25 protein-coding genes are annotated in these 25455 nt (G+C 75.7%); 10 read left to right on the top strand and 15 right to left on the bottom strand.

Going from position 1 to position 25455, the window contains the following annotated elements; genetic code table 11:
- The first annotated feature begins 19 nt into the window (after positions 1 to 19).
- Positions 20 to 964 (top strand): aldo/keto reductase, encoded by a 945-nt coding sequence (locus BLS21_RS15940; protein ID WP_091220500.1) that lies wholly within the window; start codon positions 20 to 22, stop codon positions 962 to 964.
- 50 nt (positions 965 to 1014) lie between these two features.
- On the opposite strand, the gene BLS21_RS15935 is transcribed toward BLS21_RS15940, so the two are convergent.
- Complete coding sequence (locus BLS21_RS15935; protein ID WP_245700475.1) at positions 1015 to 1287, bottom strand: DUF7455 domain-containing protein; 273 nt, start codon at positions 1285 to 1287, stop codon at positions 1015 to 1017.
- A gap of 392 nt (positions 1288 to 1679) precedes the next feature.
- On the opposite strand from BLS21_RS15935, the gene BLS21_RS15930 reads away from it, so the two are divergent.
- From BLS21_RS15930 to BLS21_RS15920, 3 genes are all read left to right on the top strand, one after another.
- Positions 1680 to 1901 carry a hypothetical protein gene (locus BLS21_RS15930; RefSeq protein WP_091220497.1) on the top strand — a complete coding sequence of 74 codons (222 nt, stop codon included), beginning with the start codon at positions 1680 to 1682 and terminating at the stop codon, positions 1899 to 1901.
- A 465-nt stretch (positions 1902 to 2366) separates the two neighbouring features.
- On the top strand, positions 2367 to 3998 hold the full coding sequence (locus tag BLS21_RS15925; RefSeq protein WP_091220495.1) for a phospholipase D family protein: 1632 nt from the start codon (positions 2367 to 2369) through the stop codon (positions 3996 to 3998).
- Positions 3999 to 4110: 112 nt separating this feature from the next.
- The gene (locus BLS21_RS15920; RefSeq protein ID WP_091220493.1) at positions 4111 to 5364 is read left to right on the top strand and encodes an amidohydrolase; all 1254 of its coding nucleotides are present in this window, start codon (positions 4111 to 4113) and stop codon (positions 5362 to 5364) included.
- 10 nt (positions 5365 to 5374) lie between these two features.
- Here the strand turns inward: BLS21_RS15920 and BLS21_RS15915 are convergent, their stop codons facing one another.
- Both BLS21_RS15915 and BLS21_RS15910 read right to left on the bottom strand, forming a co-directional pair.
- The gene (locus tag BLS21_RS15915) at positions 5375 to 6028 is read right to left on the bottom strand and encodes a trimeric intracellular cation channel family protein (RefSeq protein ID WP_091220490.1); all 654 of its coding nucleotides are present in this window, start codon (positions 6026 to 6028) and stop codon (positions 5375 to 5377) included.
- Positions 6029 to 6050: 22 nt separating this feature from the next.
- Complete coding sequence (locus BLS21_RS15910; protein WP_091220488.1) at positions 6051 to 6956, bottom strand: universal stress protein; 906 nt, start codon at positions 6954 to 6956, stop codon at positions 6051 to 6053.
- 333 nt (positions 6957 to 7289) lie between these two features.
- Between BLS21_RS15910 and BLS21_RS15905 the strand changes: the two genes are divergently transcribed.
- The 4 genes from BLS21_RS15905 (at position 7290) to BLS21_RS15890 (ending at position 9797) form a co-directional block, all read left to right on the top strand.
- Entirely contained in the window at positions 7290 to 7469 is a 180-nt protein-coding gene (locus tag BLS21_RS15905) for a hypothetical protein (RefSeq protein WP_091220486.1), read from the top strand.
- Between the two features lie 75 nt (positions 7470 to 7544).
- Positions 7545 to 7865, top strand: a complete 321-nt coding sequence (locus BLS21_RS15900; protein ID WP_091220484.1) for a TraR/DksA family transcriptional regulator — start codon at positions 7545 to 7547, stop codon at positions 7863 to 7865.
- Positions 7866 to 7938: 73 nt separating this feature from the next.
- A complete protein-coding gene (locus tag BLS21_RS15895) occupies positions 7939 to 8403 on the top strand; it encodes an STAS domain-containing protein (RefSeq protein ID WP_091220478.1) in 465 nt (154 codons plus the stop codon).
- Entirely contained in the window at positions 8400 to 9797 is a 1398-nt protein-coding gene (locus tag BLS21_RS15890) for a DUF2254 domain-containing protein (protein ID WP_217636154.1), read from the top strand. The genes BLS21_RS15895 and BLS21_RS15890 overlap by 4 nt, the downstream gene beginning before the upstream one ends.
- Before the next feature lie 25 nt (positions 9798 to 9822).
- Here the strand turns inward: BLS21_RS15890 and BLS21_RS15885 are convergent, their stop codons facing one another.
- Together BLS21_RS15885 and BLS21_RS15880 are read right to left on the bottom strand one after the other, a co-directional pair.
- Positions 9823 to 10599 carry a DUF6544 family protein gene (locus tag BLS21_RS15885; protein ID WP_217636153.1) on the bottom strand — a complete coding sequence of 259 codons (777 nt, stop codon included), beginning with the start codon at positions 10597 to 10599 and terminating at the stop codon, positions 9823 to 9825.
- Positions 10600 to 10832: 233 nt separating this feature from the next.
- Positions 10833 to 11213, bottom strand: a complete 381-nt coding sequence (locus tag BLS21_RS15880) for a hypothetical protein (RefSeq protein WP_091220472.1) — start codon at positions 11211 to 11213, stop codon at positions 10833 to 10835.
- 162 nt (positions 11214 to 11375) lie between these two features.
- On the opposite strand from BLS21_RS15880, the gene BLS21_RS15875 reads away from it, so the two are divergent.
- Entirely contained in the window at positions 11376 to 12599 is a 1224-nt protein-coding gene (locus BLS21_RS15875; protein WP_245700474.1) for a PucR family transcriptional regulator, read from the top strand.
- Positions 12600 to 12701: 102 nt separating this feature from the next.
- Positions 12702 to 13448, top strand: coding sequence for an SDR family oxidoreductase (locus BLS21_RS15870; protein ID WP_091220468.1), 747 nt, complete (start codon positions 12702 to 12704; stop codon positions 13446 to 13448).
- Between the two features lie 357 nt (positions 13449 to 13805).
- Here the strand turns inward: BLS21_RS15870 and BLS21_RS15865 are convergent, their stop codons facing one another.
- The 10 genes from BLS21_RS15865 to xdhC form a co-directional block, all read right to left on the bottom strand.
- A complete protein-coding gene (locus BLS21_RS15865) occupies positions 13806 to 15062 on the bottom strand; it encodes a DUF6986 family protein (protein ID WP_091220467.1) in 1257 nt (418 codons plus the stop codon).
- Positions 15063 to 15172: 110 nt separating this feature from the next.
- Complete coding sequence (locus BLS21_RS15860; protein WP_091220465.1) at positions 15173 to 16885, bottom strand: NAD-dependent malic enzyme; 1713 nt, start codon at positions 16883 to 16885, stop codon at positions 15173 to 15175.
- A gap of 105 nt (positions 16886 to 16990) precedes the next feature.
- On the bottom strand, positions 16991 to 18478 hold the full coding sequence (locus tag BLS21_RS15855) for a nucleobase:cation symporter-2 family protein (RefSeq protein WP_091220464.1): 1488 nt from the start codon (positions 18476 to 18478) through the stop codon (positions 16991 to 16993).
- A gap of 32 nt (positions 18479 to 18510) precedes the next feature.
- On the bottom strand, positions 18511 to 19389 hold the full coding sequence (pucL, locus tag BLS21_RS15850) for a factor-independent urate hydroxylase (RefSeq protein ID WP_091220462.1): 879 nt from the start codon (positions 19387 to 19389) through the stop codon (positions 18511 to 18513).
- A gap of 16 nt (positions 19390 to 19405) precedes the next feature.
- Positions 19406 to 19738, bottom strand: a complete 333-nt coding sequence (gene uraH, locus BLS21_RS15845) for a hydroxyisourate hydrolase (protein WP_175479588.1) — start codon at positions 19736 to 19738, stop codon at positions 19406 to 19408.
- Positions 19735 to 20259 carry a 2-oxo-4-hydroxy-4-carboxy-5-ureidoimidazoline decarboxylase gene (uraD, locus tag BLS21_RS15840; protein WP_245700473.1) on the bottom strand — a complete coding sequence of 175 codons (525 nt, stop codon included), beginning with the start codon at positions 20257 to 20259 and terminating at the stop codon, positions 19735 to 19737. The genes uraH and uraD overlap by 4 nt, the downstream gene beginning before the upstream one ends.
- Positions 20256 to 21485 carry an allantoicase gene (gene alc / locus BLS21_RS15835; RefSeq protein ID WP_091220461.1) on the bottom strand — a complete coding sequence of 410 codons (1230 nt, stop codon included), beginning with the start codon at positions 21483 to 21485 and terminating at the stop codon, positions 20256 to 20258. The genes uraD and alc overlap by 4 nt, the downstream gene beginning before the upstream one ends.
- Positions 21482 to 22834, bottom strand: a complete 1353-nt coding sequence (gene allB, locus BLS21_RS15830; RefSeq protein ID WP_091220459.1) for an allantoinase AllB — start codon at positions 22832 to 22834, stop codon at positions 21482 to 21484. The genes alc and allB overlap by 4 nt, the downstream gene beginning before the upstream one ends.
- Before the next feature lie 447 nt (positions 22835 to 23281).
- Positions 23282 to 24580, bottom strand: a complete 1299-nt coding sequence (locus BLS21_RS15825; protein ID WP_091220454.1) for a guanine deaminase — start codon at positions 24578 to 24580, stop codon at positions 23282 to 23284.
- Positions 24577 to 25446: a xanthine dehydrogenase accessory protein XdhC gene (gene xdhC, locus BLS21_RS15820; RefSeq protein WP_091220452.1), complete on the bottom strand. Its 870-nt coding sequence runs from the start codon at positions 25444 to 25446 to the stop codon at positions 24577 to 24579. The genes BLS21_RS15825 and xdhC overlap by 4 nt, the downstream gene beginning before the upstream one ends.
- Between the last annotated feature and the right edge of the window lie 9 nt (positions 25447 to 25455).

Genomic DNA, 25455 nt, shown 5'->3' with positions numbered 1-25455 from the left:
CCCGGGGAAGGGGACGACGATGACCGGGGACACCCCGACCGCGGTGCTCGGGCTCGGCCTGGCGGCGGTGGGGCGGCCGGCCTACATCACCCTCGGCCGCGACCGCGACCTGCCCGCCGACCGGACGCCGGCGGCGCTGCGCGCCCGCACCTCCGAGCTGCTCGACACCGCGGCGTCCCTGGGCATCGGCTACGTCGACGCCGCCCGCTCCTACGGCCGCGCCGAGGAGTTCCTCGCCTCCTGGCTGCAGGGCCGCGAGCAGGTGCCGTTCGTCGCCAGCAAGTGGGGCTACCGGTACACCGGCGACTGGCGCACCGACGCCGACCGCCACGAGGTCAAGGAGCACACCGCGGCGGCGTTCGAGCGCCAGTACCGGGAGAGCACCGAGCTGCTCGGCCCCTGGCTGCGGCTCTACCAGGTGCACTCGCTGACCGCGGAGAGCCCGCTGTGGGACGACGAGCCGCTGCAGCGCCGGCTGGCCGAGGTCCGGGACGCCGGCACCGGGATCGGGTTCTCGACCTCCGGGCCGGAGCAGGCCGCCGCCGTCCGCCGCGGCCTGGAGCTCACCGTCGACGGCCGGCCGCTGTTCTCCAGCGTCCAGTCGACCTGGAACCTGCTCGAGACGTCGGCGGGCGACGCGCTGGCCGAGGCGCACGCCGCCGGCCTGCGCGTCGTCGTCAAGGAGGGCGTCGCCAACGGGCGCCTCACCGACCACGGGCTGCCGGCCGACAGCCCGCTCGCCGCGGCCGCGCGGGAGCACGGCGTCGGGGTCGACGCCCTCGCGCTGGGGGCGGCGCTCGCCCAGTCGTGGTGCGACGTCGTGCTCAGCGGCGCGGTGACCGTGGCCCAGCTGACCAGCAACGCGGACGCGCCCCGGGTCGCCGGCCTCGACGTCGGCGGACTGGTCGAGCCGCAGGACCCCGAGGACTACTGGGGCACCCGCAGCCGGCTGCCCTGGGCCTGAGTCCGGGGCGACGGCCCCTGACCGGCGTCTCCACCGGGTCGGGCGCCGGGCTAGGCGGTGATCGCGCCCGTCCCGTCGTGGACGGTCGCACCGGCAGCGGCGAGCGCCACCTCGTGCTCCCGGCCGTGGTGGGCGCAGAAGACCAGGTCCTCGCCGCTGGGCAGCACGGCACGGATGAGTGCCTGCGCGCCGCAGGCACCACGTCCGGTCCTGCCGTCGGGGCCGCCTACGACAGCGGACGCGTCGCAGCGGTCGGCGAGCGTCGGGGGAGCGACGGCGGGCGCGGCAGACGCGACGTCCGCGTCCCCGGTGGCGATGGACACCTGGTTCCTCCGGTGGGGTCTCGTACGGGTCAGGTCGTCGGTGGCCGGGAACGCCGGCTCCCGGTGACCGCGGGACCCGGAGGGCGATCGCTCGACGGCGATCGCCTCAGCGGTCCCGACCGGCTGCACCCGACCATGCCCTCCGGACGTCGGCCCGGCCAGGGACGTCGCCGGTCAGCTGGTGCCCATCGACCTTGCCGAGCGCTGGCAACGACCGCGGGGGCGGCCGCCCGGAGCAGGCGCAGCGGGCGGCCGCCTCCGGGGACCCGCCCAGCCGCATGTTGCCGACCGTCGGCAAGCAGAGCCAGGCCCGACTGACCGGACGCCCCCTGGGGGATCGGGCGACCGAGGAGCACGCTGGAGGTACGCCCCCCAGTAGAGGAGATGCCTGCATGACCCTCACCCTCCCCCGCAGTCCAGCGGTCAGGTCACGTCCCGCCGCGACGCCCGAGGTCCACCCGGCCGCTGTCGAGGTCCTCGGTCGCACCCGGACGACCGTGGACGGACTCGTCGCCGGGCGGACGAGGAACGCGAGGACGGAACCGCTCATCGACATCGTCGAGGAGTGGGGACTGCAGTCCTTCCCCGCCAGCGATCCCCCGACGAACTGGTGACCGACCCCCGCAGTGGTGGCGACACCGACAGGAACGAGGAGAACGAGTTGCTGACGCACGACCTCACACGACTCAGACGAGAGCTGGAGAGCCCCCGGTTGGCGGGCCTGCGCTCCACGCTCGGGCTCGCGGTCGCGGTCGCCGCCCTGCCCTCTCCCGAGGGCGGGACGGCCGGTGGAGCACCGACCACGCGGGAGGAGCCACCGCCCCAGGGTCGCGGAGCTCCCGACCCACGCAGCACGACCTGAGCGACACCGGCCGGGACGTGGAGGTCGAGTACGAGGGAACGTCCCGCGACGGCCTCGCGGTCGACGTCATCGAGTGCCGCACCCTCCACCGGCGGGCGACGGCACCCCCGTCCTCCCCTGACGACTGCCCGGCCCGGGGCAGGGGTAGCACGCGGACGGTCGGGCGGCCCCTCAGCGGGCGGCGGGTGCGGGCGGCACGAGGGGTGGATCGCCGGTCATGTCCAGGTCGCCGGCCTCCCGTCGCGAGCCACGCTGGGCGCGGGAACTGCGCGGCGGGCACCCGTGGCTGCTCTCCTCCGCCCAGCGGGGCAACCAGCACGCCGGGCTGCCCGCCTGGCGCGAGGGCAACGCGGTGCGCGCCCTCGTGGACGGTCGCAGCTACCTGCCCGTGCTGGCCGAGGCCGTGGCCCGCGCGGGGACGGGGGACGCCGTCCTGTTCGCCGGGTGGCGGGCCGAGGGCGAGGAGCTGCTCGACGACGGCGGACCACCGCTGGGCGCCGCGCTGGTCCGGGCGGCCCGCCGGGGCGCGCTGGTGCGCGGGCTGCTGTGGCGCTCGCACCCCGAGGCGATCGGCTACACCCTGGAGGCGAACCGGGCCCTGGCGCGGGCGGTGACCGCCGCGGGCGGGCGGGTGCTGCTGGACCAGCGGGTGCGGCCGCTGGGCGCCCACCACCAGAAGTCCGTCGTGGTGACCGGCGACGGGAGGGCTGACGAGGTGGCCTTCCTCGGGGGCATCGACCCCGCACGCTCGCGGCGCGACGGCGGGGGTCACCCGGGGGACCCGCAGGCGCGGTCCTTCGCCCGGGTGTACGGCCCGACCCCGGCCTGGCACGACGTCCAGCTGCAGGTGCGCGGCCCCGCCGTCCGCGACGTCGAGACGGTGTTCCGGCAGCGGTGGGCCGATCCGGCCCCGCCGACCCGGTGGCCCTGGCACACCGTCCCCGACCGGCTGCACGGGATCGACCGCGCGCCCGATCCCCTCCCCCCACCCGCGCCGCCACCGGACCCGGCCGGCACCTGCACGGTGCAGCTGCTGCGCACCTACCCCCGGCGACGGCCCCGGTACCCGTTCGCCCCGGACGGCGAGCGCAGCGTGGCCCGGGGCTACGCCAAGGCCCTCGCCCGCGCCCGCCGGCTGGTCTACGTCGAGGACCAGTACCTCTGGTCGCGCGACGTCGCGCGCATCTTCGCCGCCGCGCTGCGCCGCTCGCCCACGCTGCGCCTGGTCGCCGTCGTCCCCCGGTACGTCGACCGCGAGGGCGGCTTCGACTTCCCCGCCTCCCTGCTCGGGCAGGACACGGCCTGGAGGACCGTGCTCGCGGCCGGCGGGGACCGGGTGCAGCTGTTCGACCTGGAGAACGAGGCCGGCCGCCCGGTCTACGTGCACGCCAAGGTCTGCGTCGTCGACGACGTGTGGGCCGCGGTGGGCAGCGCCAACCTCAACCGGCGGTCCTGGACGCACGACTCCGAGCTCACCGCCGCCGTCCTCGACGAGCAGCGCGACGGCCGCGACCCGGTCGACCCCGCCGGGCTGGGTGACGGCGCACGGACCTTCGCCCGCGAGCTCCGGCTCGCCCTGGTGCGCGAGCACCTCGGCCGGGCCGCCGGCGACGACGCCGGCCTGCTCGACCTCGACGAGGCGGCCGAGGCGATGCGCCGGGCCGCCGCCGAGCTGGACGCCTGGCACGACGGCGGCCGCCGCGGTCCGCGCCCGGCCGGCCAGCTGCGCGCCCACCCCCGGCGGACCGGCGGCGGCTCGTTGGCCCGCGCGCTGGTCACCCCGGTGTACGACCTGGCCTACGACCCGGACGGCCGCCCGTGGCCCACGCGCCTCCGGCACGAGTTCTGACCGCCTCCGGACCGGGCCCCGGGGTGCTCGTCAACCGGAGCGCGGACGGCGACGTGCGCGCACACTGGCGCGGGGTGCGGCCCGACCGTCCGTCCCCAGATCGGAGTGGGCCATGACCGCCGTCTCCGCCGTCCTCGCCGGCCTGGAGGACACGAGGCCGTGGCAGGAGGAGCTCTACCGGGACGTCCACCAGCACCCGGAGCTGTCGCACCAGGAGACGCGGACCGCGGGCCTGGCGGCGGACCGGCTGCGCGGCGCCGGGTTCGAGGTGCACGAGCGGGTCGGCGGCACCGGGGTGGTCGGCGTCCTGCGGAACGGGGACGGCGCGACGGTGCTGCTGCGGGCGGACATGGACGCCCTCCCGGTGCAGGAGGCGACCGGGCTGCCCTACGCCAGCCGGGTCACCACCACCGACGCCGACGGCGCCGAGGTGCCCGTGATGCACGCCTGCGCCCACGACGCGCACGTGGCGTGCCTGGCCGGCGCCGCGCAGCTGCTCGCCGATGGCCGGGAGCACTGGCGCGGCACCCTGATCGCGCTGTTCCAACCCGCGGAGGAGACCGGCGACGGCGCCCGCGGGATGGTCGAGGCCGGGCTGTCCGACCTGGTGCCGACCCCGCAGGTGGCCCTGGCCCAGCACGTGGCGCCCGCGCCCGCCGGGCAGGTGCGCACGCACGCCGGCGCCGCGCTGTCGGCGGCCGACAGCATGCGCGTCACCGTGCACGGGCGCGGCGCCCACGGCTCGATGCCGCAGGCCGCCGTCGACCCGGTCGTCCTGGCCGCGATGATCGTGGTCCGGCTGCAGACCGTCGTCTCCCGCGAGGTCCCTCCCGGCGAGACCGCGGTGCTGACGGTCGGCAGCATCCAGGCCGGGACGAAGAGCAACGTCATCCCGGACCGGGCCACGCTGCAGCTCAACGTGCGCACGTTCAGCGACGCCACCCGCCGCACGGTGCTGGACGCCGTCGAGCGGATCGTCCGGGCCGAGTGCCAGGCGTCGGGGTGCCCGCGGGAGCCGGAGTTCGAGCTGTTCGACCGGTTCCCGCTGACCGACAACGACGTCGCCACCACCGAGCGGGTGGCCGCGGCCTTCGCGGACTTCTTCGGCGAGCGGTCCGCGCCGGCCGGCCAGCAGTCCGCGAGCGAGGACTTCAGCGACATCCCGACCGCACTGGGCGTGCCCTACACCTACTGGTTCGTCGGCGGGACCGACCCCGAGGTGTACCGCGCGGCGGAGGCGGCCGGCCGGGTCGCCCAGGACGTCCCGGTCAACCACTCCGCCGGCTTCGCGCCGGTCGTCCAACCGACCCTGGACACCGGCACCCAGGCCCTCGTCGTCGGCGCCCTGGCGTGGCTGGCCGCGTAGCGACCGCCGCTCAGCGCGGCCCGTCGTCGTCGGGCGGCGGGCCGAACGCCCGCGGGGGCAGCGGTGCGTCCAGGTCGTAGTGGACGCCGACCATGCGGATCAGGAAGCACAGGGCCGCCGCACCGACCGCGGTCGCGGGACCGTGGACGCCGAGCAGCGTCACGACGACGGTGGCCGTGGCGCCGACCAGGGCGGGGATGGCGTAGAGGCCGCTGCTGAGCACCGACGGGACCTGCCGGACCAGGACGTCGCGCAGCGTGCCGCCCCCCACGCCGGTGGTCGCGCCGAGGATGACCGCCTGGGCCGGGCCCAGGCCCAGGTCCAGCGCCTTCCCGGCACCGGTGACCGCGAACAGGCTCAGACCCACGGCGTCGAGCACGGTGATGGGTGTGGTGAGGCGTTCGAGGTGGCGGCCGAACACGAAGGCGATCAGGCCGCCGCCGCCCGCCACGGCCAGGTAGCGCCAGTCGTTGAACGTGGCCGGCGGGACGTCGAGCAGGACGTCGCGGATGATGCCGCCGCCGAGCGCGGTGATCACGCCCAGGGTGACGACGCCGACGATGTCCAGCCGGACCACGCGCAACGCGGTCAGCGCGCCGTTGAGGGCGAAGGCGAAGGTGCCCAGGAGGTCCAGGACCAGCAGCACCGGGAGGTCCGTCGTCATCCGGCGGTCCTCCCGAGGGCGGTCACCGCCGGTCCCGGGGCGGCCCGACGACCGCGACCGGGCACGGTGCGGCGGTCACGCAGTGCAGGGCCACAGAACCTAGGAGCAGCGCGGCCCACCCGGACCGGCCGCGGGAGCCCACCACCAGCAGGTCGGCGCCCTCGGCCACGTCGAGCAGGACGTCCCAGTCGATCCCCTCGACCGCCTCCGCCCGGACCCGCAGGCCGGGTCCCCCGTCCAGCCCGGCGTCCTGGACGCTGCGCCGCAGAGCCGAAGCGGCCTCCTCCTGCAGTGTCGCGCCCGGCACCGCCCACGGCGGCCCGCCGTAGCCGGAGACGGTGTCGCTCCAGGCGTGGACGACGTGCAGCTCCGCGCCGCGCGCCCGCGCCTCGGCCGCGGCGAACCGCGCCGCGGTGACCGAGTCGGGCGAGCCGTCCACCCCGACCACGACCCGCCCGGCCGGTGCGGCTCCCTCGACGGGGCGGTCCCCGCGGACGACGACGACCGGACCGGTCGCGTACTGGGCGCACTGCTGGCTGACCGAGCCGAACAGCTGGCCGCGCAGGCCCCCCAGCCCGCGCTGACCCACGACCAGCAGGCCGTCGGCACCGGCTCCCTCGATGAGCGACTCCGCGGGGTGGCCGTACCGCACCTGCGTCTCGAACGGGACCGCCGCGGTCCCCGTGGCCCGGGCCGCCTCGACGGCGTCGGCACGGACCCGGGCCCCGACCTCGCGTTCGAACTCCGCCGTCGGGCGCGACCCCTCCCCGGCACCGGACGGCGGCGACCCGGTCCAGACGGTGAGCACCCGGACCGCGACCTCGCGCAGCCCGGCCTCCCGGAAGCCCCAGGCCAGCGCCCGTCGCGCCTCGTCGGAGCCGTCGACCCCGACGACGACCTCGCGCACCCGGTCTGCCCGCTGTGTCATCGACTTCCCTCTCCTCGGGCCCTCCGGCCACCGGCGGGACGGTCCGTCCGGCCTGAGTGCGTCGCTCTACCCGCCTCGGCGCCGGGTGCACGCGGTCGCCGACCCGGTCGGCCTCGAGCGTCAGCTGCGGTCGGTCGGGCCCGACCGCAGCGGCGCGCTCACCGGGGGTCCACCGCCGCAGTCTCCGCCGACCTCGTTGCCGGTCGTCGGCAACCTCGAGGCGCCTGAGTTGACCGGCCGCTGCCGTGTCCCGGTCAGCAGGCGACGGGCATGGTGGGCTCAGGCCCGCGGGAGGTGCGGGCCGGCCGACCCACGACGAGGAGGGGGGACCCGGTGGACGCGCAGACCTCGCCTCCTGGCCCCGCCGTGCTCGCCGGGTCGCCCGCGCGCCGTCCGTCCCCGGTGACCGGCGGCGGGCTGCTGGCCCTGGCGACGAGCCTGCGGGCCCGGGGCCTGCGCGGCCTGGACGTGCTGCGCCGCAGTCAGGACCGCGCGCCACCGGCGGGGGCCTGACCCCTCCGGGTCTCCGCCCCCGTCCCGCGCGTCCCGCTCCGGTGGGACGCGTCCTCGTCGTACCGGGAGGACTCCATGACCACCCTCAGCCCCGCCCCGACCACCGCGTCCCCGGACCGGACGCCGTTCCGGGTGCTGCTCGAGACCCAGCGGGCCGACTGCGTCCGGCAGCGCGAGCTCGCCCTGGCCGAGACGGCCACCTCCGTGCCGGACCCGGTCGCGCAGAGCCGCGCGGCCGCCCTGCTGCGCACGATCGAGGAGATCGACGCGGCGCTCCAGCGCATCGCCACCGGCACCTACGGCGCCTGCGTGTACTGCGGCGGCGCCATCCCCGCCGAGCGGCTGGAGTTCCGGCCGTTCGCGGCCGGCTGCGTCTCCTGCCAGCAGTCGCGCTGACCCGCCCGCACCCCCACCCGTCGGCGCCCCCTCCCCGTCGCCGACGGGCGGACCTCCCCGCAAGGAGCTCCCCGTGCTGCACACGCCCGCCCCCCCGGCCGCTCCCGAGACCGGTCAGCTGTTGTCGGTCACCGTCGTGCCCGGCGGTCGCCCCGGCCGCGTGGTGGTCGAGGTCATCGGCGAGGTGGACGCCTACACCGCTCCGGCGCTGGACGTCTGCCTGCACTCGCAGGCGCGACAGCGCGGCGTCCGCGTGCTCGTCGTCGACCTGAGCCGGGTGACCTTCATCGGCGCCGCCGGCGTCACGGTGCTGGCCCAGGCGGACCGCCGGTGCCGGATGCGCGGCGCGCGGCTGGTGGTCCACACGGGCGGACGGCGCCGCGTGCTCCGCCCGCTGCAGCTCACCGGGTTCGCCGACCGCGTCGCGATCGACCCGAGCGAGCCGGAGCCGCAGGGAAGCGGTCCGCAGACGGCCGCGCGACCGCGGCCCCGGCAGCGGCGGGCGTCGACCCGGCGTCCCCGCCGGGTGTGCCGGTGAGCGGTACGGCCCGGTCGCCGCTGCCCATGCGCGCCGCGGCGGCGGCCTACCGGTTCCGCGAGAGCCTGTTCGCCCTGCCCGCGCTGCTCGTCCTCGGCAGCATCGCCCTGGCCGAGGTCGCCACCGCGGTCGACCGGGCCGCCGCCGCGCGAGCCCTCCCGCTCACCCTGTCGATGCACAGCAGCACCGCCACCTGGCTGCTGAGCACCGTCGCCGGGGCGACCATCACCACCGCCGGGGTCGTGTTCTCCCTGACCGTCGTCAGCCTCCAGCTGGCCAGCAGCCAGTTCTCCCCGCGGGTGATGCGCTCGTTCATCCGCGACCGGCTCAGCCAGGTCGTCATCGGCCTGCTGGTCGCGACGTTCGTCTACGCGGTGCTGGTCCTGCGCGCGGTCGACGCCGACAGCCGGGCGACGGCGCCGCGGATCTCGCTGACCGTCGCGGTACTGCTCACCGTGGTCACGGTCCTGCTGATCGTGGCGCACCTGGACCACCTCGCCCACGGGCTGCAGGTCGGCCGGGTCGTCGAACGCATCAGTGCCGAGGGCCGGCAGGTCCTCGCCGCCACCGACCGCACGACCGCCGCGGAGCGACCGGCCGTGGTCCGGACGCAGCCGGCCGGGCAACCGGCGCTGACGGTGCCGGCGCCGTGCGACGGCTGGGTCACCCAGGCCCCCAGCGACCGACTGCTGCTCGCCGTGCCGCCGGGCACCACCGTGCGCCTGGAGACCCGCGTGGGCGCCTACGTCCACGGCGGTGAGCCCCTGGTCACCGTCTGGCCCGCACCCGAGGACCGGGGAGCGACCGCCCGCCGCCTGGCGGCGACGGTGCTCGTCTCCGCCAGCCGCACCATGCAGTACGACGTCGACTTCGCTCTGCGGCAGCTGGTCGACATCGGGCTGCGCGCGCTGAGCGCGGCGGTCAACGACCCCACCACCGCCGTCGAGGCCGGCCTCCGGATCGGCAGCCTGCTGCGGCGGCTGCTGACCGCCGACGCCCCCGCCGACGCGGTCGCCGGTCCCGACAGGCGGGTGCTGCTGCGCCCCTGGCAGCTGTCGGCCGAGGAGTACATCGCGCACGGCTTCGACCAGCTCCGCCACGCCGCTCCCGCGCAGCCGCAGGTCGCCGCCGCGCTGCTGCGGGTCCTGCGGATGTTGATCGCGCACGTCCAGGTCGCGGGCCGGGCCGAGCACGTGCCGGCCCTGCACCGCCAGATCGACCTGCTCCTCGAGTCGCTGCGCACCTCCGGCCTGCACCCGGCCGACCTCGCGCGCCTGGAGGCCGTCGCCACCGCCGCCGATCCGGCCGACCACAGCAGCCACTGGGACGCCGCACCGGCCGGCGCCGGAGCCGGGGGGCTGAACGGCTCCCACGCGGCGGCCGGTACGCCCTGACCGACGCCGTCCCCGCCGCCCGCGGTCAACCGAAGGTGGCGTCGGTGACCTCGGCGCGGAAGAACTCCCCGGCGTCCTGCCGGTCGGTGCCCCACCACCAGCCGGCGCGCAGCGCCGACGGGATCGTCACGCCGCCGAAGGAGCGTTCGGTCTCGACGGCGACACCGAACGGGTGGCGGCCGAACGCCTGCCCGTCCGGGTTGCCCCAGCGTTGCAGCCGGACCTCTCGCAGCGCGCCGTCCGGGTCGACCCGCAGGTGGACGGACTCGTCGGCGTCGCCGATCCGCCAGGTGGCCACGGCCGTGTCCGGCTCGGGCCCGGCCGACCAACGGGCCGCGCCGAAGGCGCTCGGCAGCCAGCAGACCCCCTCGCCGGCGAGCCGTCCGGCGGCGCTGCGGGCGACGTCGGGCCCCGCTCCGCTCACCACCGACACGAGGCCGAGCAGCCGCCAGCGCATCTGACCGGCGCCGGAGCCGTACCGGTCGAAGCCGGTGACCGGCAGCCCCGCGACGCGGGCGGTGGCCGCCCAGATGAAGCCGTGCGGTGGAGCGAGCACCTGGGAGGCGGTGAAGGACCGCCACGCCCCGATGCGGATCCGGCCGCGCATCCGCAGCTGCACCGAGGGCCACAGCGGTGTCCCCGGGGCGAGGGCGTGGGTCAGCCAGCGGCGGGCCGGCTCCGGCAGCCCGGTCACGAGATCGGGGCTGAACCGGCCAGGCGCCGCCGGTGCGGCAGCGAGCCGTGCCCACTCGGCACGCAGCGACCGGGGCGCGGCCGACGCTCCCCACACGTCCGTGGTCACGCGATCGGCCTCCGCGTCCGGGAGCTCCCCCGCCCGGCGCGCGAGCGGGTGCCGACGACGACCGGTGTCCCGACCAGACGATCACCTCCGGGAGCGGTGCGGCCCGGACTCCCGCAGCACGCCGGTCCCCGCGGCCGGTCGGCCCGCGGGGAGCCACGGCGGTCAGCGTGGTCGGTGGGACGCGGATCCACCAGTCGGGACGGGCCCGCGCGGTCCCCGACGACGGCGGCCGGTCACCGGTCCGGCGACCCGCCACGCTGCTGCCGCGGTCCCCGCTGCTCCGCCGGACGGCGGGCCGCCCGCAGACCCCGGCCGACCTCGTCCAGCACCGACCGGGTCGCGGTCGGGTCCGCCCGGCCCAGCCGGGGCCAGTACCGCCACAGGGCCCAGCCCAGCGCGGTCGAGACACCGACCGCCAGGCCCGCGGCCAGCGCTCCGAAGAGGACCAGCAGGATCGCGCCCCAGGCGCCGGCGACCACGAGGGCGGGCAGGTCGGCCGGGTCCCGGGACGCCCGCCGGCGCGGGAGGGGTGCGGGCCGGGGCGGTTCCTCGGCCTCCTCGGCCCAGAACCGCTCGACGTCGTCCCACACCCGCTGCTCGTGATCGCTGAGCACTCCCGACTCCCTTCTCGACGACCCCGACCATGCCCGCTGCCGGCGGTGCCCGGCTACGGTCCCCGTCGGCCGGATGGAGCCCGCTCTCCTTGCCGGTGATCGGCAAGGATGGCCAGCGGCCGCACCTCTCACCCACCAGCCGCGGCCGGGGAAGGAGCGCACGTGTCCCCTGGTGTCGGTCGGCGGCGCCCCGGCCGGGCCGCGCCGCCGTCGGAGGACTGGCTGGCCTCGGTCGGCGCCTCGGCGGCGGCCGCCACCCGGGCGCCGGCCGACCTGCTGGACGAGTACCTGCCGCTGCTGGCCGACGCCGCGATCCACGGGCGCCGTCCCGAGACCTGGGAGCTCGACGCCGTCCGGGAGCAGGGACGGCGTGCGGCGGCGCAGGGCGTCGGCGCGCGGCGCGCGGTCGACCTGTACCTGTCCGCGGCGTGGCGGTTGTGGCGGCAGCTGCCCGTCGTCGTGCGCTCGTCCGATGCCGAGGAGGTCCGCGCGGCGGCCGAGGCGGTGCTGCGCGTCCTCGACGACGCCGTCGGCGTGCTCGTCGACGGGCACCAGGTCGAGCGCCGGGAGATGATCCGCCGCGAGGAGGCCGTGCGGGCGGAGTTCGTCGACGACCTGCTCCGCGGGGACGCCGACGTGTCCCGGATGGTGGAGCGCGCCGAGCTGTTCGGGATCGACCTGGGCAAGCCGCACCACGTCGCGCTGGTCGCGCCCCGCGACCCCGACGGCGACGTCGCCCGCGCCGCCACCGTGCTGGAGCGCGCGGTCGTCGACCGGTTCGGCGACCGCGAGGTGCTGGTCGCGATGAAGGACGGCCGCGTCGTCGTCCTGGTCCCGAGCGCCGCCACGCCCGCGGGTGCCGCCGCGCGTGGTGCCCACATCGGTGAGCTGCTGCAGCAGGACCTGCGCCGGCTGCGGGTCGCGGGCCGGTGGCGGGTGGTCGCGGGACGGGCGTTCCCCGGGGTCTGGGGCGTGCCGCGCAGCTACGAGGAGGCGCGGGAGGCGCTCTCCCTCGCCGATCGGCTGGACTCCGACGACGACGTGGTGCACGCCCGCGACCTGCTGGTGTACCGGGTGCTCGGCCGCGACCAGGCGGCGATCGTGGACCTGGTCCGCGACGTGCTCGGCCCCCTGGAGCAGGTCCGCGGCGGCGCGCAGGTGCTGCTGGAGACCCTGCAGGCCTACTTCGACGCCGGCGACGTCGCGACCGAGGCCGCCCGGCGGCTGCACGTCTCGGTCCGCACGGTGACCTACCGCCTCGCCCGGGTCGCCCAGCTGACCGGGTACAGCGCGTCCCGGGCCGACCAGCGGTTCGCCCTGCAGACCGCGGTGCTCGGCGCCCGCCTGCTCGAGTGGCCCACCCGACCGCTCCCGGCCGACCCGTGAGCGGGTGCCCGGTGTGTGGCGGATCGGCCGAGGTGGTCCCATGACCTCCGGGGACGTCCCCGGTCCGGTGGAGCAGGGGCCGAGGCGCAGCGAGGAGGAGACGTGAGCGAGAAGGTCGCCGTCGTGACCGGCGGGGGCAGCGGCATCGGCGCGGCCACCGCCCTGGCCCTCGCCGCGGACGGCTGGCACGTCGTCCTGGCCGGACGCCGGCAGGCAGCGCTGCAGGCGGTCGCCGAGCGCGGCGGTGCGGGGAGGCTGCGCCCGGTCCCGACCGACGTGACCGACGAGGCGTCGGTGCGCGCGCTCTTCCACACCGCCGTCGACGCCTGCGGGCGGGTCGACCTGCTGTTCAACAACGCGGGTTCCTTCGCTGCCGCGCGGGAGGTCGCCGACATCCCGCTGGCCGAGTGGCAGGCGGCCGTCGCGGTCAACCTCACCGGCGTCTTCCTCTGCACCCGCGAGGCGTTCCGCGTCATGCGCGACCAGGAGCCGCAGGGCGGCCGCATCATCAACAACGGCTCCATCTCCGCCCAGGTCCCCCGGCCGATGTCCGCGGCCTACACCGCGACCAAGCACGCCGTCACCGGTCTGACGAAGTCCACGTCCCTGGACGGCCGCCCCTACGGCATCGCCTGCGGCCAGATCGACGTCGGCAACGCCGCGACCGACATGACCGAGGCGATGGCGGAGGGGGTCCGCCAGGCCGACGGCAGCATCCGACCGGAGCCGCGGATGGCGGCCGAGGACGTGGCCCGCGCGGTCGTCTACATGGCCGGCCTGCCGCTCGGGGCGAACGTCGCGACCATGACCGTGCTGGCCACCGGGATGCCCTACGTCGGCCGCGGCTGACCCGCCCGGCGGGTCCCGGTGGGGTCACAGCGGTGTCCGATCGGTTGACGCGTCGGGGTGAGCGGCGCGGGCGAGTCGGCTGGCGTCACCCGATCCGGCTCGCCCGCCCGACCCCGACCGCGTCCCGGGACACGCCAGCTGAACACCCCCCGTGGGAGCTCCACCCCTGCTCCTCCCTGGAAGCAGGGGTGGAGCTCCCCGGGGTGCCGCACCGGGCGGGCCCCTCGGCGGTCACGGCGGTGCCCGATCAGGGGGTGGCCGGCCGTCCGGCGGTGTCCGGCCCGCACGACGCGTGCCCGGGCGAGGCCGCACTGCCAGGACACCACCCGACCCCGCCGACCAGCCCGAGAAGCGCCGTCAGACCCCGGCGCGCCGGGCCAGCCCCTCGAGCCGGGCGCGGTCGACACCCGTCAGCTCGCCGGCCTCCTCCGGCGTCACGGCACCGCAGTCGACCCCGCGCAGGACGGCGCCGGCGAGCGCCTGGGCCGTCGCGGGTTCGTCCATGACCCCGCCTTCCGCGCGGCCGAGGTAGGCCCTGATCCGCGCCGCCGTCGCCGGCAGGCTCGCGCGGAAGAAGGAGTACGTGGCCAGGTAGCGGGTCGGCAGGTGCCCGGGGTGCATGTCCCAGCCCTGGTAGTAGCCGCGTTCCAGCGACCGCGTGACGAGCCGGGCGTGCAGGCGCCACGCCGCGTGCACCGCACCCTCGTCCCCTGTCGGGAGCACGTTGGTCGACCCGTCGGACAGGCGCACCCCGGTGCCGGCTGCGGCGACCTGCAGCACCGCCTTCGCGTGGTCCGCGGCCGGGTGCTCCAGGCTCTGCTGGGTGGCGGTGATCCCGAGGGCGGCGCTGTAGTCGTAGGTGCCGTAGTGCAGTCCGGTGCAGCGCCCCTCCGCCGCGGGGATCATGCGGGCCACGGGGGCGGTCCCGTCCGCGCCGAGGACGGCCTGCGGCGTCTCCACCTGGATCTCGAACCGCAGCCGGCCGGCGGGCAACCCGTGGGCCTGCTCGAGCCGGGTGCAGACCTCCACCATCGCCTCGACCTGGTCCACCGAGGTCACCTTCGGCAGGGTCACGACGAACCCCTCCGGCAGGCCCCCGGCAGCGACCAGTCCGGCGACGACCAGGTCGAGGGTGCGCAGACCCCGCCGGCGGGTCGGCGCCTCGAGGCTCTTGAACCGGATGCCCAGGAACGGCGGCCCGCCCTCGGCTCCGGCCACCGCGGCGAGCGCGGCGACCGCCTCGGTGGCCGCCCGGTCCTCCTCCTCGTCGGAGCGCCGGCCGTAGCCGTCCTCGAAGTCGACGCGCAGGTCCTCGATCGGTTCCCGGGCGAGCTTCGCGGTCACCCGGTCGTAGACGTCGTCCACCAGGGGGACGGGCATGCCGGTGACGCCGGCCAGCGCGTCCGCCGTCGGTGCGTGCCGGTCGAGCAGCGCACCCGCCGCTGCGCCCCACGCGCCGGGGACGTCGGCGGAGAACCGGTCGGCCGGGACGTAGACGGTGTGCACCGGCTGCCGGGCGCCGGTGTCACCGGGGTACCGCGCCCCCAGTTCCCGGTCGGCGTCCGCGAGCCGGTGGTCCAGGTCGTCAGCGATCTCGTCGCTCAGTCGTGTCATCCGTGTGGTCCTCCGCGTGTCGGTCGTGCCCCGTCGGCGCCGTCGAGAGCCCTGCCGTGCCGGCCCGTCCCCGTCACACCAGGCCGAGGGCCCGGCGACCTGCCCGGCGGTCAGACGGCCTCGATCCGCGGGTACTCCGGCCGCCACATCGCGGCGTGCACCTGCCGGACCGGGTCGTGCAGCTCGACCTGGGCCAGCCCCTCGGCCGCCGCGGCCTGCGCGACCGCGATGCCGACCGCCGCGGACACCGACCGCAGGTCGTCCACCGGTGGGAGGAGCGCCGACCCGGGCGTCCCCGCGTCGGACAGCTCGGCGACCGCGGCGGCGGCCGCGGTCAGCATGCCGGTGCTGACCCGCCGTGCCCTGACCACCGAGACCCCCAGCCCCAGACCGGGGAAGACCAGGGCGTTGTTCGCCTGCGCGATGACGTGCTCCGTGCCGTCGTGGTGCACCGGCGGGAACGGGCTGCCGGTCGCCACCAGGGCGCGGCCGTCGGTCCAGGCCACGAGGTCCTCCGGCAGCGCCTCGCACAGGGAGGTGGGGTTGGACAGCGGCAGGATGACCGGTCGCTCTGTGGAGGCCGCCATCGTGCGCACGATCGGCTCGCTGAAGGCCCCGGGCTGGGTGGAGGTGCCGATCAGGATCGTCGGCCGGGCCCGGGTCACGACCTCGGCGAGCCCGATGGACCCGTTCGCCCCGGCCCAGCCGGCCGTCTCGCCGGCGGGGCGGGCGTACGGCACCTGGAAGTCCCGCAGCTCGGCGGCGCGTTCCTCGGTCAGGAGCCCGCGGCTGCCCAGCGCCCAGAACCGCTGCGTCGCCTCCTCGCGGGACAGCCCCTCCCGCACCATCGCGTCGCGCAGCATGTCGGCGATCCCGATCCCCGCGGTCCCGGCGCCGTAGACGACCACGCGCTGGTCGCGCAGCCGCTCGCCGGTGGCCCTCATCGCGGCGAAGACCGCGGCGAGCACGACCGCCGCCGTGCCCTGCATGTCGTCGTTGAAGGTGCAGCGGGTCGGGTCGTACCGCTCGAGGATCCGTCGGGCGTTGCTGGCGCCGAAGTCCTCCCAGTGCAGCAGGGCGTTCGGGAACAGCGCGGTGGCCGCGGTCACGAACGCGTCGATGAAGTCGTCGTAGCGCTGGCCGCGCACCCGGGGGTGCCGGTTGCCGAGGTACATCGGGTCGTCGAGCAGACGGAGGTTGTCCGTGCCGACGTCGAGGACGACGGGGATGACCCGCCGCGGGTGGATGCCCCCGGCCGCGGTGTAGACGGTCAGCTTGCCGATGGAGATCTGGATGCCGCCGACGCCCTGGTCCCCGATGCCGAGGATCCCCTCGGAGTCGGTGGCGACGATGAGGTCGCAGTCGTCCGGCCCGAGGCCGTAGGCGCGCAGCGCGCCCTCGATGGCGTCCGGTTCGTCGATGGACAGGAAGACCCCGCGCGGGCGGTTGTAGTCGTGGCTGAAGCGCTCGATGACGTCGCCGATGGTCGGCGTGTAGACGATCGGCAGCATCTCCTCCAGGTGCTCGCTGAGCAGCCGGTAGAACAGGACCTCGTTGCGGTCCCGGAGGCTGGCCAGGTACACGTGCTTGGCGAGGGGGTCGGGCTGCCCCCGGTACTGCTGCTCCGTGCGGCGCACCTGCCCGTCCATCGACGACACCGCGCTGGGCAGCAGGCCCTCCAGGCCCAGTGCCTCCCGCTCGGCCTCGGTGAAGGCCGTGCCGCGGTTGAGCATCGGGTTGCGCAGCACGTCGTTGCCCCGGGCGCGAACGCGCGCGGTCAGGCTGTCGGCCGCACCGACCAGCTCGTAGGGCCGTTCGTACACGTGGTCCTCCTGTTCGTCGGGCTCGGCCGGTGGCTGTCGGGGGCGGGGGTGGCCGGGCGACGACGGAACGGGCTCCGGCGGGTCCCGTTCCGTCGCCGGTCCCGGTCAGTGGTGGCTGTCGGGGACCCGGCGCCTCGGCCTGGTGGGGGTCGGGTGGGCGGTGTCGGTGTGCTCGACCACGATCCCCTCCGTGTCCCCTTCGTAGGTGGTGCCGATCGCCGGCGCCTCCGCGAAGATCGGCGCCTCCTCCGGCTGCCCGCGCCGCACGTTGAACAGCAGGTTGAGCAGGATGGCGGTGATCGCGGCGGCGCTGATGCCCGAGTCGAAGACGACCTCGAACCAGCTCGGGAAGGGCTCGTAGAACTCGGGGATGGCGATGGGGATGACGCCCATCGCCAGGGCGGCCGCGACGATGACCAGGTTGGCGTTGCCGTCGTACTCCACCTTGCTCAGCGTGCGGATGCCGCTGGCGGCGACCGTGCCGAACAGCACCAGCCCCGCGCCCCCGAGGACGGGCAGCGGCACGACCGCCACGATCGCGCCGAGGACCGGGAAGAGGCCGAGCAGGAGGAGGATGACGCCGCTCACCGCGACGACGAACCGGCTCTTGATCCCGGTCACGGCGACCAGGCCGACGTTCTGGGCGAACGCGCTGACCGAGAAGCCGTTGAAGACGCCGGCGACGGTGGTGGAGAGCATGTCGGCCTGCAGTCCGCCGGTGACGTCGCGGCGGGTGAGCCGCTTGTCGACGACCTCACCGATGGCCAGGATGTCGGCCGTCGTCTCGGTCATGATCACCAGCATCACGACGAGCATCGAGACGATCGCCCCGACGGCGAAGGTCGGCATGCCGAAGTGGAACGGCTCGGTCAGCTGGAAGGGAGCGGCGTCCCCGAGACGGCCGAAGTCCGTGGCGCCGAACGGGATGGCCACCAGCGTCCCGAGCACGAGCCCGAAGAGGATGGCCACGCGGTTGAAGAAGCCGCCCAGGAAGCGGTAGATCAGGACGATGATCAGCAGGGTCGCCCCGGCCAGGCCGATGTTGCGCATCGAGCCGTACCCGGGGGTGTTCGCCGTCCCGAGCGCCCACCGCATCGCCACCGGCAGCAGCGACACCCCGATGACCGTGATGACCGTGCCGGTCACGACCGGGGGGAAGAACCGGAGCAGCCTGGTGAAGAACGGCGCGATCAGCAGCGCGATGGCGCCGGCGACGATGAGCGCCCCGAAGATGGCGCGCAGCCCCGCCTCACCGCCCAGCGGTGCGCCGATGGCCAGCATGGTGGAGACGGCCGCGAACGACGTCCCCTGCACGATCGGCAGCCGGGCGCCGATCCGCCAGACGCCGAGCGTCTGCAGGAGCGTGGCCAGGCCGGACATGAATAGGCCGGCGCTGATCAGGTACGTGGTCTGCTGGGTGGAGAGCCCCAGCGCGGTACCGATGATGATCGGCACCGCGACCACCCCCGCGTACATGCTCAGCACGTGCTGCAGGCCGTAGGCCACCATCGGTCCCGGTGGCAGCACCTCGTCCACCGGGTGCCCACCCGTCCCGGCCGCACCCGTGCGCCGCTTCTTGTTCCACAGGGCCATCGGTCCTCCTCGGGTCAGCCGGTCGGGTGCGGTCACCAGCCCTGACCGGGGTCGAAGGCCAGGCCGGGGGCGGGGGCGTCGTCGCGGCGGACCGTGAGCTCCTGGAGCCCGTAGGGACGGTCGTCGGCGTGGAAGACCTCGCCGGCGTTCTCGATCCCGAAGCGGGCCAGGTCGTAGACGAAGTGGTGCTTGTTCGGGGCGGTGACGCGGAACTCGGCGATCTCCGGCTGCTCCTCCAGCACGGCTGCGCCGCAGTCGAACAGGGTCTGCTGGTGCGCCAGGCTGTGGTGGTTGCCGTAGGTCTCCAGCACCGTCTGCACGACCCGGTCGTGGGACTTGCCCCAGTCGACGTCCTCGCCGGTGTGCCACCACTGGGCGCGCAGCGAGGTCGCCATGAGGCGGTCGTGCGTGGGCGCCAGCGTCGTGAACCGGTCCTCCAGGAAGTCCGCGAACTCCGAGTCGGTGGTCTTGAGGATCCACAGGTCCTCGACCCCGGAGACGACCCAGGTGGTCGAGCCGTCGTAGGTCACCGTCGCGGTGCGGACGAAGCGGCCGTCGCGGGTGAAGGCGTGCGGGTTGCCCAGCCGGGTCCACGGGTACATCTCGATGCGGACCCGCGCGTGGGTGATCGGCTCGGTCTCGTCGACGAAGTGGCGGGCCAGCCGGATGCCGAACGACTCCGGCTGCGCGACGACGTCGTCCTCCTTGGCGAAGGCGTAGACGGTGTTCTTCTGCGTGTCCGTCGGCAGCACCGGCGCGTTGTCGCCGGTCAGGTGCGGTGCCTCCTGGCCGCCCCACAGCGCGACGCTGACGTTGTAGTCGACGATCTCGTGGGGGTCGCTGTCGCGGAAGACCCGGACGACCCGGTTCTCCGCCTTGCCGTACTGGTTGTGGCCGAGCACGACTGCCATGGGGATCACTCCTGTTCTAGGAACCTCGGTAGGTGGAGTAGGCGTACGGGCTGAGCAGCAGGGGGACGTGGTGGTGCCGGTCCTCGGTGACGGTGAAGGCCACCGTCACCTCGGGGTAGAAGCCGGTCTGGCCGGTCGCCGCGAAGTAGTCGCCCGTGGCGAAGGTCAGGCGGTGCACACCGGCGTCGAGTCCGTCGGGCGCCAGGTCGCGCAGGCGGCCGTCGGCGTCGGTGACGCCGGTGCCGAGCGGCTGCCAGTCCTCCCCCGCACGGCGTTCCAGGGTCACCCGCACGCCTGCGGCGGGCTGCCCGGAGACGGCGTCGAGGACGTGCGTCGACAGGGAGCTCACGGCTGCAGCGACCTCTCCAGCCGGAGGCGGGTGATCTGCCGCAGCTGCTCGGCGACCTCGCGCCGTTCGGTCTCGGGGTCGTTGCCGAGCCGTCGGCGGAGCTCGGTGAGCATCTCCGCGGGTGACCGGCCGGCCGCGCGGATCAGGAAGACCTGGTCGAAGCGCTCCTCGTAGGCGAGGTTGCCCTCGCGCAGCGCGGCGCGGACCTCGGTGTCGGCGTCGTCCATCCCGGACTGCTCCTGCCGGGACCAGGCGGCCTCGGGAGAGGAGCCGGCCACCCGCTGTCCGATGCGGGGGTGCGCCGCCAGCGCCTCGGCCAGGTCGCCGGGTCCGAGGTCCTCGATCGCCCGGTCGCTGGCGGCCAGGAGGTCGTCGACGTCGGCGTAGGGCCGGCCGGCGACCATGCGGGCGACCCAGGCGCGGGCCGCGCAGCAGGCGGCCAGCTGCTCCTCGGCCCGGTCGGCGGGCAGCGCGTCCAGCGTCTCCAGACCGGCCCGCAGCTCGTCCACGGACCCGCTCACCGGGCACCTCCGGTCAGCAGGGAGCGGACGGCGCCGGGCAGCGCGCTCGGGTCGGGAACCGGCCGGCCGGCGAGGACGTCGTCGGCCGCCGTGCCGTCCAGGCCGCACTCCCGGGCCAGCACCTGCCGGGCCTGGGCGGCCGGCAGGCTGTTGAACCAGCGCAGTCCCAGCTCGGCCCGCCCCTGGTCGCTGAGCGTGCCGTGCAGCCGCACCCGGGCCATCCCGCCGTCGGGGAAGACGTCGAGCCGGACGGTGTCGACCTCGCCGACGTCGGGCAGGCGGAACAGGTGGCGGGTGTCGGGCTGCAGCCGGGTCCGGGGCAGCAGCTCGGTCCACTCCTCGGGGCCGTCCGCCGCACCGCCCCGGCGGCGGGTGCCGCGGAGGGAGGCCCAGCCGGGGGCGTTGCCCAGGAACCAGCTCGTGTCCAGCTCGGCCAGGCGCACCACGCCGGGCCCGGCGAGGGAGAACTCCACCCAGTCGTTGCCGTCGTCGCGGCGGCGGGCGGTCTCCCAGCCCTCCCCCATCAGCCGCGCCAGTCCGGGCGAGATGAGGTTCGTCGGCGAGGAGAAGAACATGTTGCTGCAGCCGCTGACCACGCCCCCGTTGGCGAGGGCCGCCAGGTCGACGGCTCCGTCCGTCAGGAACCGGGGGTCGGGGACCACCTCGCCGTGCACCCGCAGCCGGGCCACCCCGCCGTCGGGGTACATGCACAGGCGGACGTGGGTGAAGCGCTGCGGCTGGTCGACCGCGAAGACGTTCCGCGTGTCACCGGCGGCCGGCGAGCGGGGCACCAGGGGGACCCACTCCGCGTCCAGCAGCTCCGCCGGGGAGGGATAGCCCTCGACCGCGGCGCCCTCGACCGACACGGCGGGCGGGTAGTTGCCCGTGAAGAAGGCGGTGTCGACGACGACGCCCCGCACGATCCCCGGCACACCCAGGCGCACGATGGCGTGGTCGTGGCCGGGCTCGCGGCGCCGGCGCGTCTCCCAGCCGTCGTAGACCTGACCCTTGTGGCCGAAGGTGTACGTCGAGTAGGTCGGCGCCCCCGGCTTGATCAGGTTCTCCCGCTCGGCGAACAGCTCGTCGTTGGCGTGGACGACGCTGCCGCCCAGGCTGCGCGAGGCCAGGTCGGGCAGGCGGGTGGAGTCCTGCACCGGCGCCGCGTCGGCTCCGGGGTCCACCGTCGCGACGCCGGACCGTTCCTGCACGGGGCTGCTCACTGTCATGCCTCTCCTCGGGTCAGCAGGTGCCCCCGCGGGCGGTCGCCGGCCGGCTCTGCGCCGCCGGTCTCGAGGCCGCGCAGCCAGGTGCTGCGGACGACCCCGTCGAGCCGCCGGCCCGCGTAGGGGGTGATGGGGTTGCGGTGGAAGAGCGTGGCGGGGTCGACGACGAAACCGTCGTCCGGCGCGAAGACGCAGAAGTCGGCGTCGTAGCCGGGCTCGATGCGGCCCTTGCGCTGCAGCCCGGCGAGCTGTGCCGGCCGCTCGGCCATCCAGCGCACGACGTCGGGGAGGGCGAAGCCGCGCCGCCGGGCCTCGGTCCACACGTCGGAGAGGCCGAGCTGCAGCGAGGAGATGCCGCCCCACGCCTGCGCGAAGTCGCCCAGGTCGAGCCGCTTGAGCTCCGGGGTGCACGGCGAGTGGTCGGAGACGATGCAGTCGATCGTCCCGTCGGCGAGTCCCTGCCACAGCCGCTCGCGGTTGGCCGCCTCCCGGATGGGCGGGCAGCACTTGAACTGCGTCGCCCCCGCGGGGATCTCCTCGGCCGCGAACGTCAGGTAGTGCGGGCAGGTCTCGGCGGTGATCCGGACGCCGTCGCGGCGCGCCTCGGCGATCAGCGGCAGGGCGTCGCTGCTGGACAGGTGCAGGATGTGCGCCCGCGCACCCGTGGCCCGGGCGGCGTCGATGACCCGGCCGATGGCCCGGTCCTCCGCCACCCGTGGCCGGGAGGACAGGAAGTCGCGGTAGTCGTCGCTGTGCGCGCTGGGGGCCTGCTCGATCTCGTCGCCGTCCTCGGCGTGGACGATGAGCAGCCCGTCGACGGTCCGCAGGACCCGCAGGTAGTCCTCGAGGTCCTCCGGACGCAGCGGGGGGAACTCCTCGACACCCGAGTGCACCAGGAAGCACTTGAAGCCGAAGACGCCCGCGGCGTGCAGCGCGGTCAGCTCCCCCAGGTTCCCGGGGACGGCGCCACCCCAGAAGCCGACGTCGACGGAGATCTGGCCCAGGGCGCTCTTGCGCTTCACCTCCAGCGCGGCCACGTCCACGGTCGGCGGGATGCTGTTGAGGGGCATGTCGAGGATCGTGGTGACGCCACCGGCGGCAGCCGCCCGCGTCGCCGACGCGAACCCCTCCCACTCGGTGCGGCCGGGCTCGTTGACGTGCACGTGGGCGTCGACCAGGCCGGGGAGCAGGACGACGTCCTCGCCGAGCTCGACGACGCGTCGTCCCTCCAGACCGGACTCCAGCGGCTCGACGGCGACGATGCGCCCGTCGCTGATCCCGACGCAGCCGGCCTGCTCGCGCCCGGCCGTCACGAGACGGCGAGCGCGCAGGACCGTGTCGTACCGGGTCACGAGGCCTCCCGTTGCCGAGGGATGAGGGCGGTGGAGTGGTCCGGGCACGGACGAACGGCGCAGGAGTGGGTGCGGGAGCACCGGCAGCGGGTGCCGGTCGCACGTTTCCCGGACCCCGTCGAAACGCTTGTCCGTTGTCCGGAACGCTAGGAGCGGGCGAGTGTCCCGGTCAATGGGCGACGGCTGGATATACGACATACTGCGCGCCGTCGAAATGCATTCGACATTGGCCCGACATTTGCTCCGCCGCGGAGGACCGACCATCACACCGGACGCACCCGGCGTCCGGGCAGCCGAATTCCCGGGAGACCGGTGGGAGAATTGCGCAGGGACCCCCGGCCCGTGCACCGGGTGCGCCCGGTCGGACCGGCGACGTCGGGCCCCCGCGGGTGCCGGAGCGAGCCGTCGACGCCGTGGACCTGGCCGCCCACCGCACCCGGGCGGACGTCAGGCGACGGGGTTCCTGCTCCGGCACGGCCGGCCGTCCACCCACACCGTGTCGATGTCGGCCGGTGAGCCCAGCACGAAGGCCTTGGCCAGTGCGTCCTCGGGGTCCGCCGCGTGGCGCAGCGCCACGTCGAGGGCCGTGCCTGCGGAGGGCCGCAGCCACACGGCGTCGAAGCGCCGCCCCGCCCCGAGGTCACCGGTCCGGTCCCGGAGCCCGAGCACGTCGGCTCCGGCGGCGGTCGCGAGGTGCAGCAGGTGGGTCGACGTCAGCCGCGCGCCGTCGTCGCCGAGCAGCTGCTGCACGAAGTAGGCCTGCAGCCCCTCCTTGAGCAGACAGAACCCCGTGCCGGCGCCGACGTCGGAGCCGAGCGCCACCCGGACGCCGTGGGCCAGGTGGCGGGCGAGCGGGAAGAGCCCGCTGCCGAGGGCCGCGTTGCTGGTCGGGCAGTGGGCGACACTCGCGCCCCGCGAGGCCAGGCACGCCAGCTCGTCGTCCGAGGGGTGCACGTTGTGCGCCAGCACGCTGCGGCGGCCGATGAGCCCGTGCCGGTCGTAGGTGTCCAGGTACCGGCGGCCGTCGAAGAGCTCGGCGACGGCGGCGATCTCCCGGACGTTCTCGTTGACGTGCGAGGTGAACCACGCCCCCTCGACGTCGGTGAGCAGCGACCCGCACGACTGCAGGAGGGGGTCGCCGCACGACAGCGAGAACCGCGGGATGACGGCGTAGCGGCTGGCCCCCACGCCGTGCCAGCGCCGGGCCAGGGCGAGCCCCTCGTCGTAGGCGCGCTGCGGCGTCGTGTGGAGCTCGTCGCGCAGCAGCCGGTCGCTGACGACCAGACCGCTGGTGATCCGCAGGCCGGTGCGGGCGGCCTCGGCGAACAACGCGTCGACCGCCGAGGCGAAGTGGGCGCCGAACACCAGGGCCGTCGTCGTGCCCGCCTGGACCAGGCCGCTGACGAACTCCGCCGCGACGGCCCGGGCGTACCCACCGTCGGCCAGCCGCGCCTCCTCGGGGAGGGCGCAGCGGGAGAGCCAGTCCAGCAGCGGCATGCCCAGCCCGCCGATCGCCCGGACCTGGGGGAAGTGGACGTGGGTGTCGACGAAGCCCGGCAGCACCAGCCCGCCGCGCAGGTAGACGACCTCCTCGCCGGGGTGCCGCGCGCGCAGCTCGGCGAAGCCGCCCCGGGCCTCGATCGTCCCGTCGCGCACCAGCAACCCGGCGTCGGCGTCGGCGCGGAGCGTCCCTCCCGTGAACGGGTCGACGGGGGTGTCGAGGACCGTGCCGCGGTAGATCGTCACGACGGTGCTCCCGGGGCCGGGACCCGTCCAGGGTCCGCGGCGGCCTGCGCGCCGTCCGCTCCCTCCGCCTCCCGCTCGAGCGTCGCCACCAGCGCGGCGGCCACGCCGATCGCGATGGTCGAGGGGTCCTTGCCGGTCAGCCCGGGCAGCCCGATGGGCGTGGTGATCCGGTCGATCGCCTCGTCCGGGTGGCCCTCGTCGGCGAGCTTGCGCCGGAATCGGGACCACTTCGCCGCCGAGCCGATGAGCCCGATGGAGCCCAGCCCGGGGGTGCGCAGCGCGGCGTCGCAGAGGGCGGCGTCCTCGGCGTGGTCGTGCGTCATGACCAGCACGTGCGCCCCGGGCGGCAGCTCGGCCAGCACCAGCTCCGGCAGCACCGGCACGTGGTGCACGTGCACCGTCGCCACCGCGTCGGCCAGCACGGCCAGCCGCTCGTCGGCGAGCTGCTCCGGGCGCGAGTCGACCAGGTGCAGGTCCAGGTCCCGCCGGGCGAGGATCCGCGCCAGCTCCAGCCCGACGTGCCCGATGCCGAAGACGGCGACCGCCGGCGCGACCGGCAGCGGCTCCAGCAGCAGCGTCACCTCTCCCCCGCAGCACTGGACGCCGTGCTGGTAGGGGGCCTTGTCCGACAGCGCGACGGTCAGCAGCTCGGGCCGCGACCCCCGGGTGCCGAGCAGCTCCCGCGCCCGGGCCACCGCGACCGCCTCGAGGTTGCCGCCGCCGACCGAGCACCAGGTGCGGTCGGCGGCCACGACCATCTTGGCGCCGGCCCCGCGGGGGGCGTGCCCGCGGACCGCCGCCACCGTGACCAGCACGCCGCGGCGCCGGCCGGCGCGCAGCTCCTCGATCGCCTTCGTCCACTCCACGACCGCTCC

This window comes from Geodermatophilus siccatus (assembly GCF_900103785.1).
Classification (GTDB): Bacteria; Actinomycetota; Actinomycetes; order Mycobacteriales; family Geodermatophilaceae; genus Geodermatophilus; species Geodermatophilus siccatus.
The sequence above is the reverse complement of the archived record's forward strand: the minus strand, read 5'-3'. Positions and strand labels throughout refer to the sequence as shown.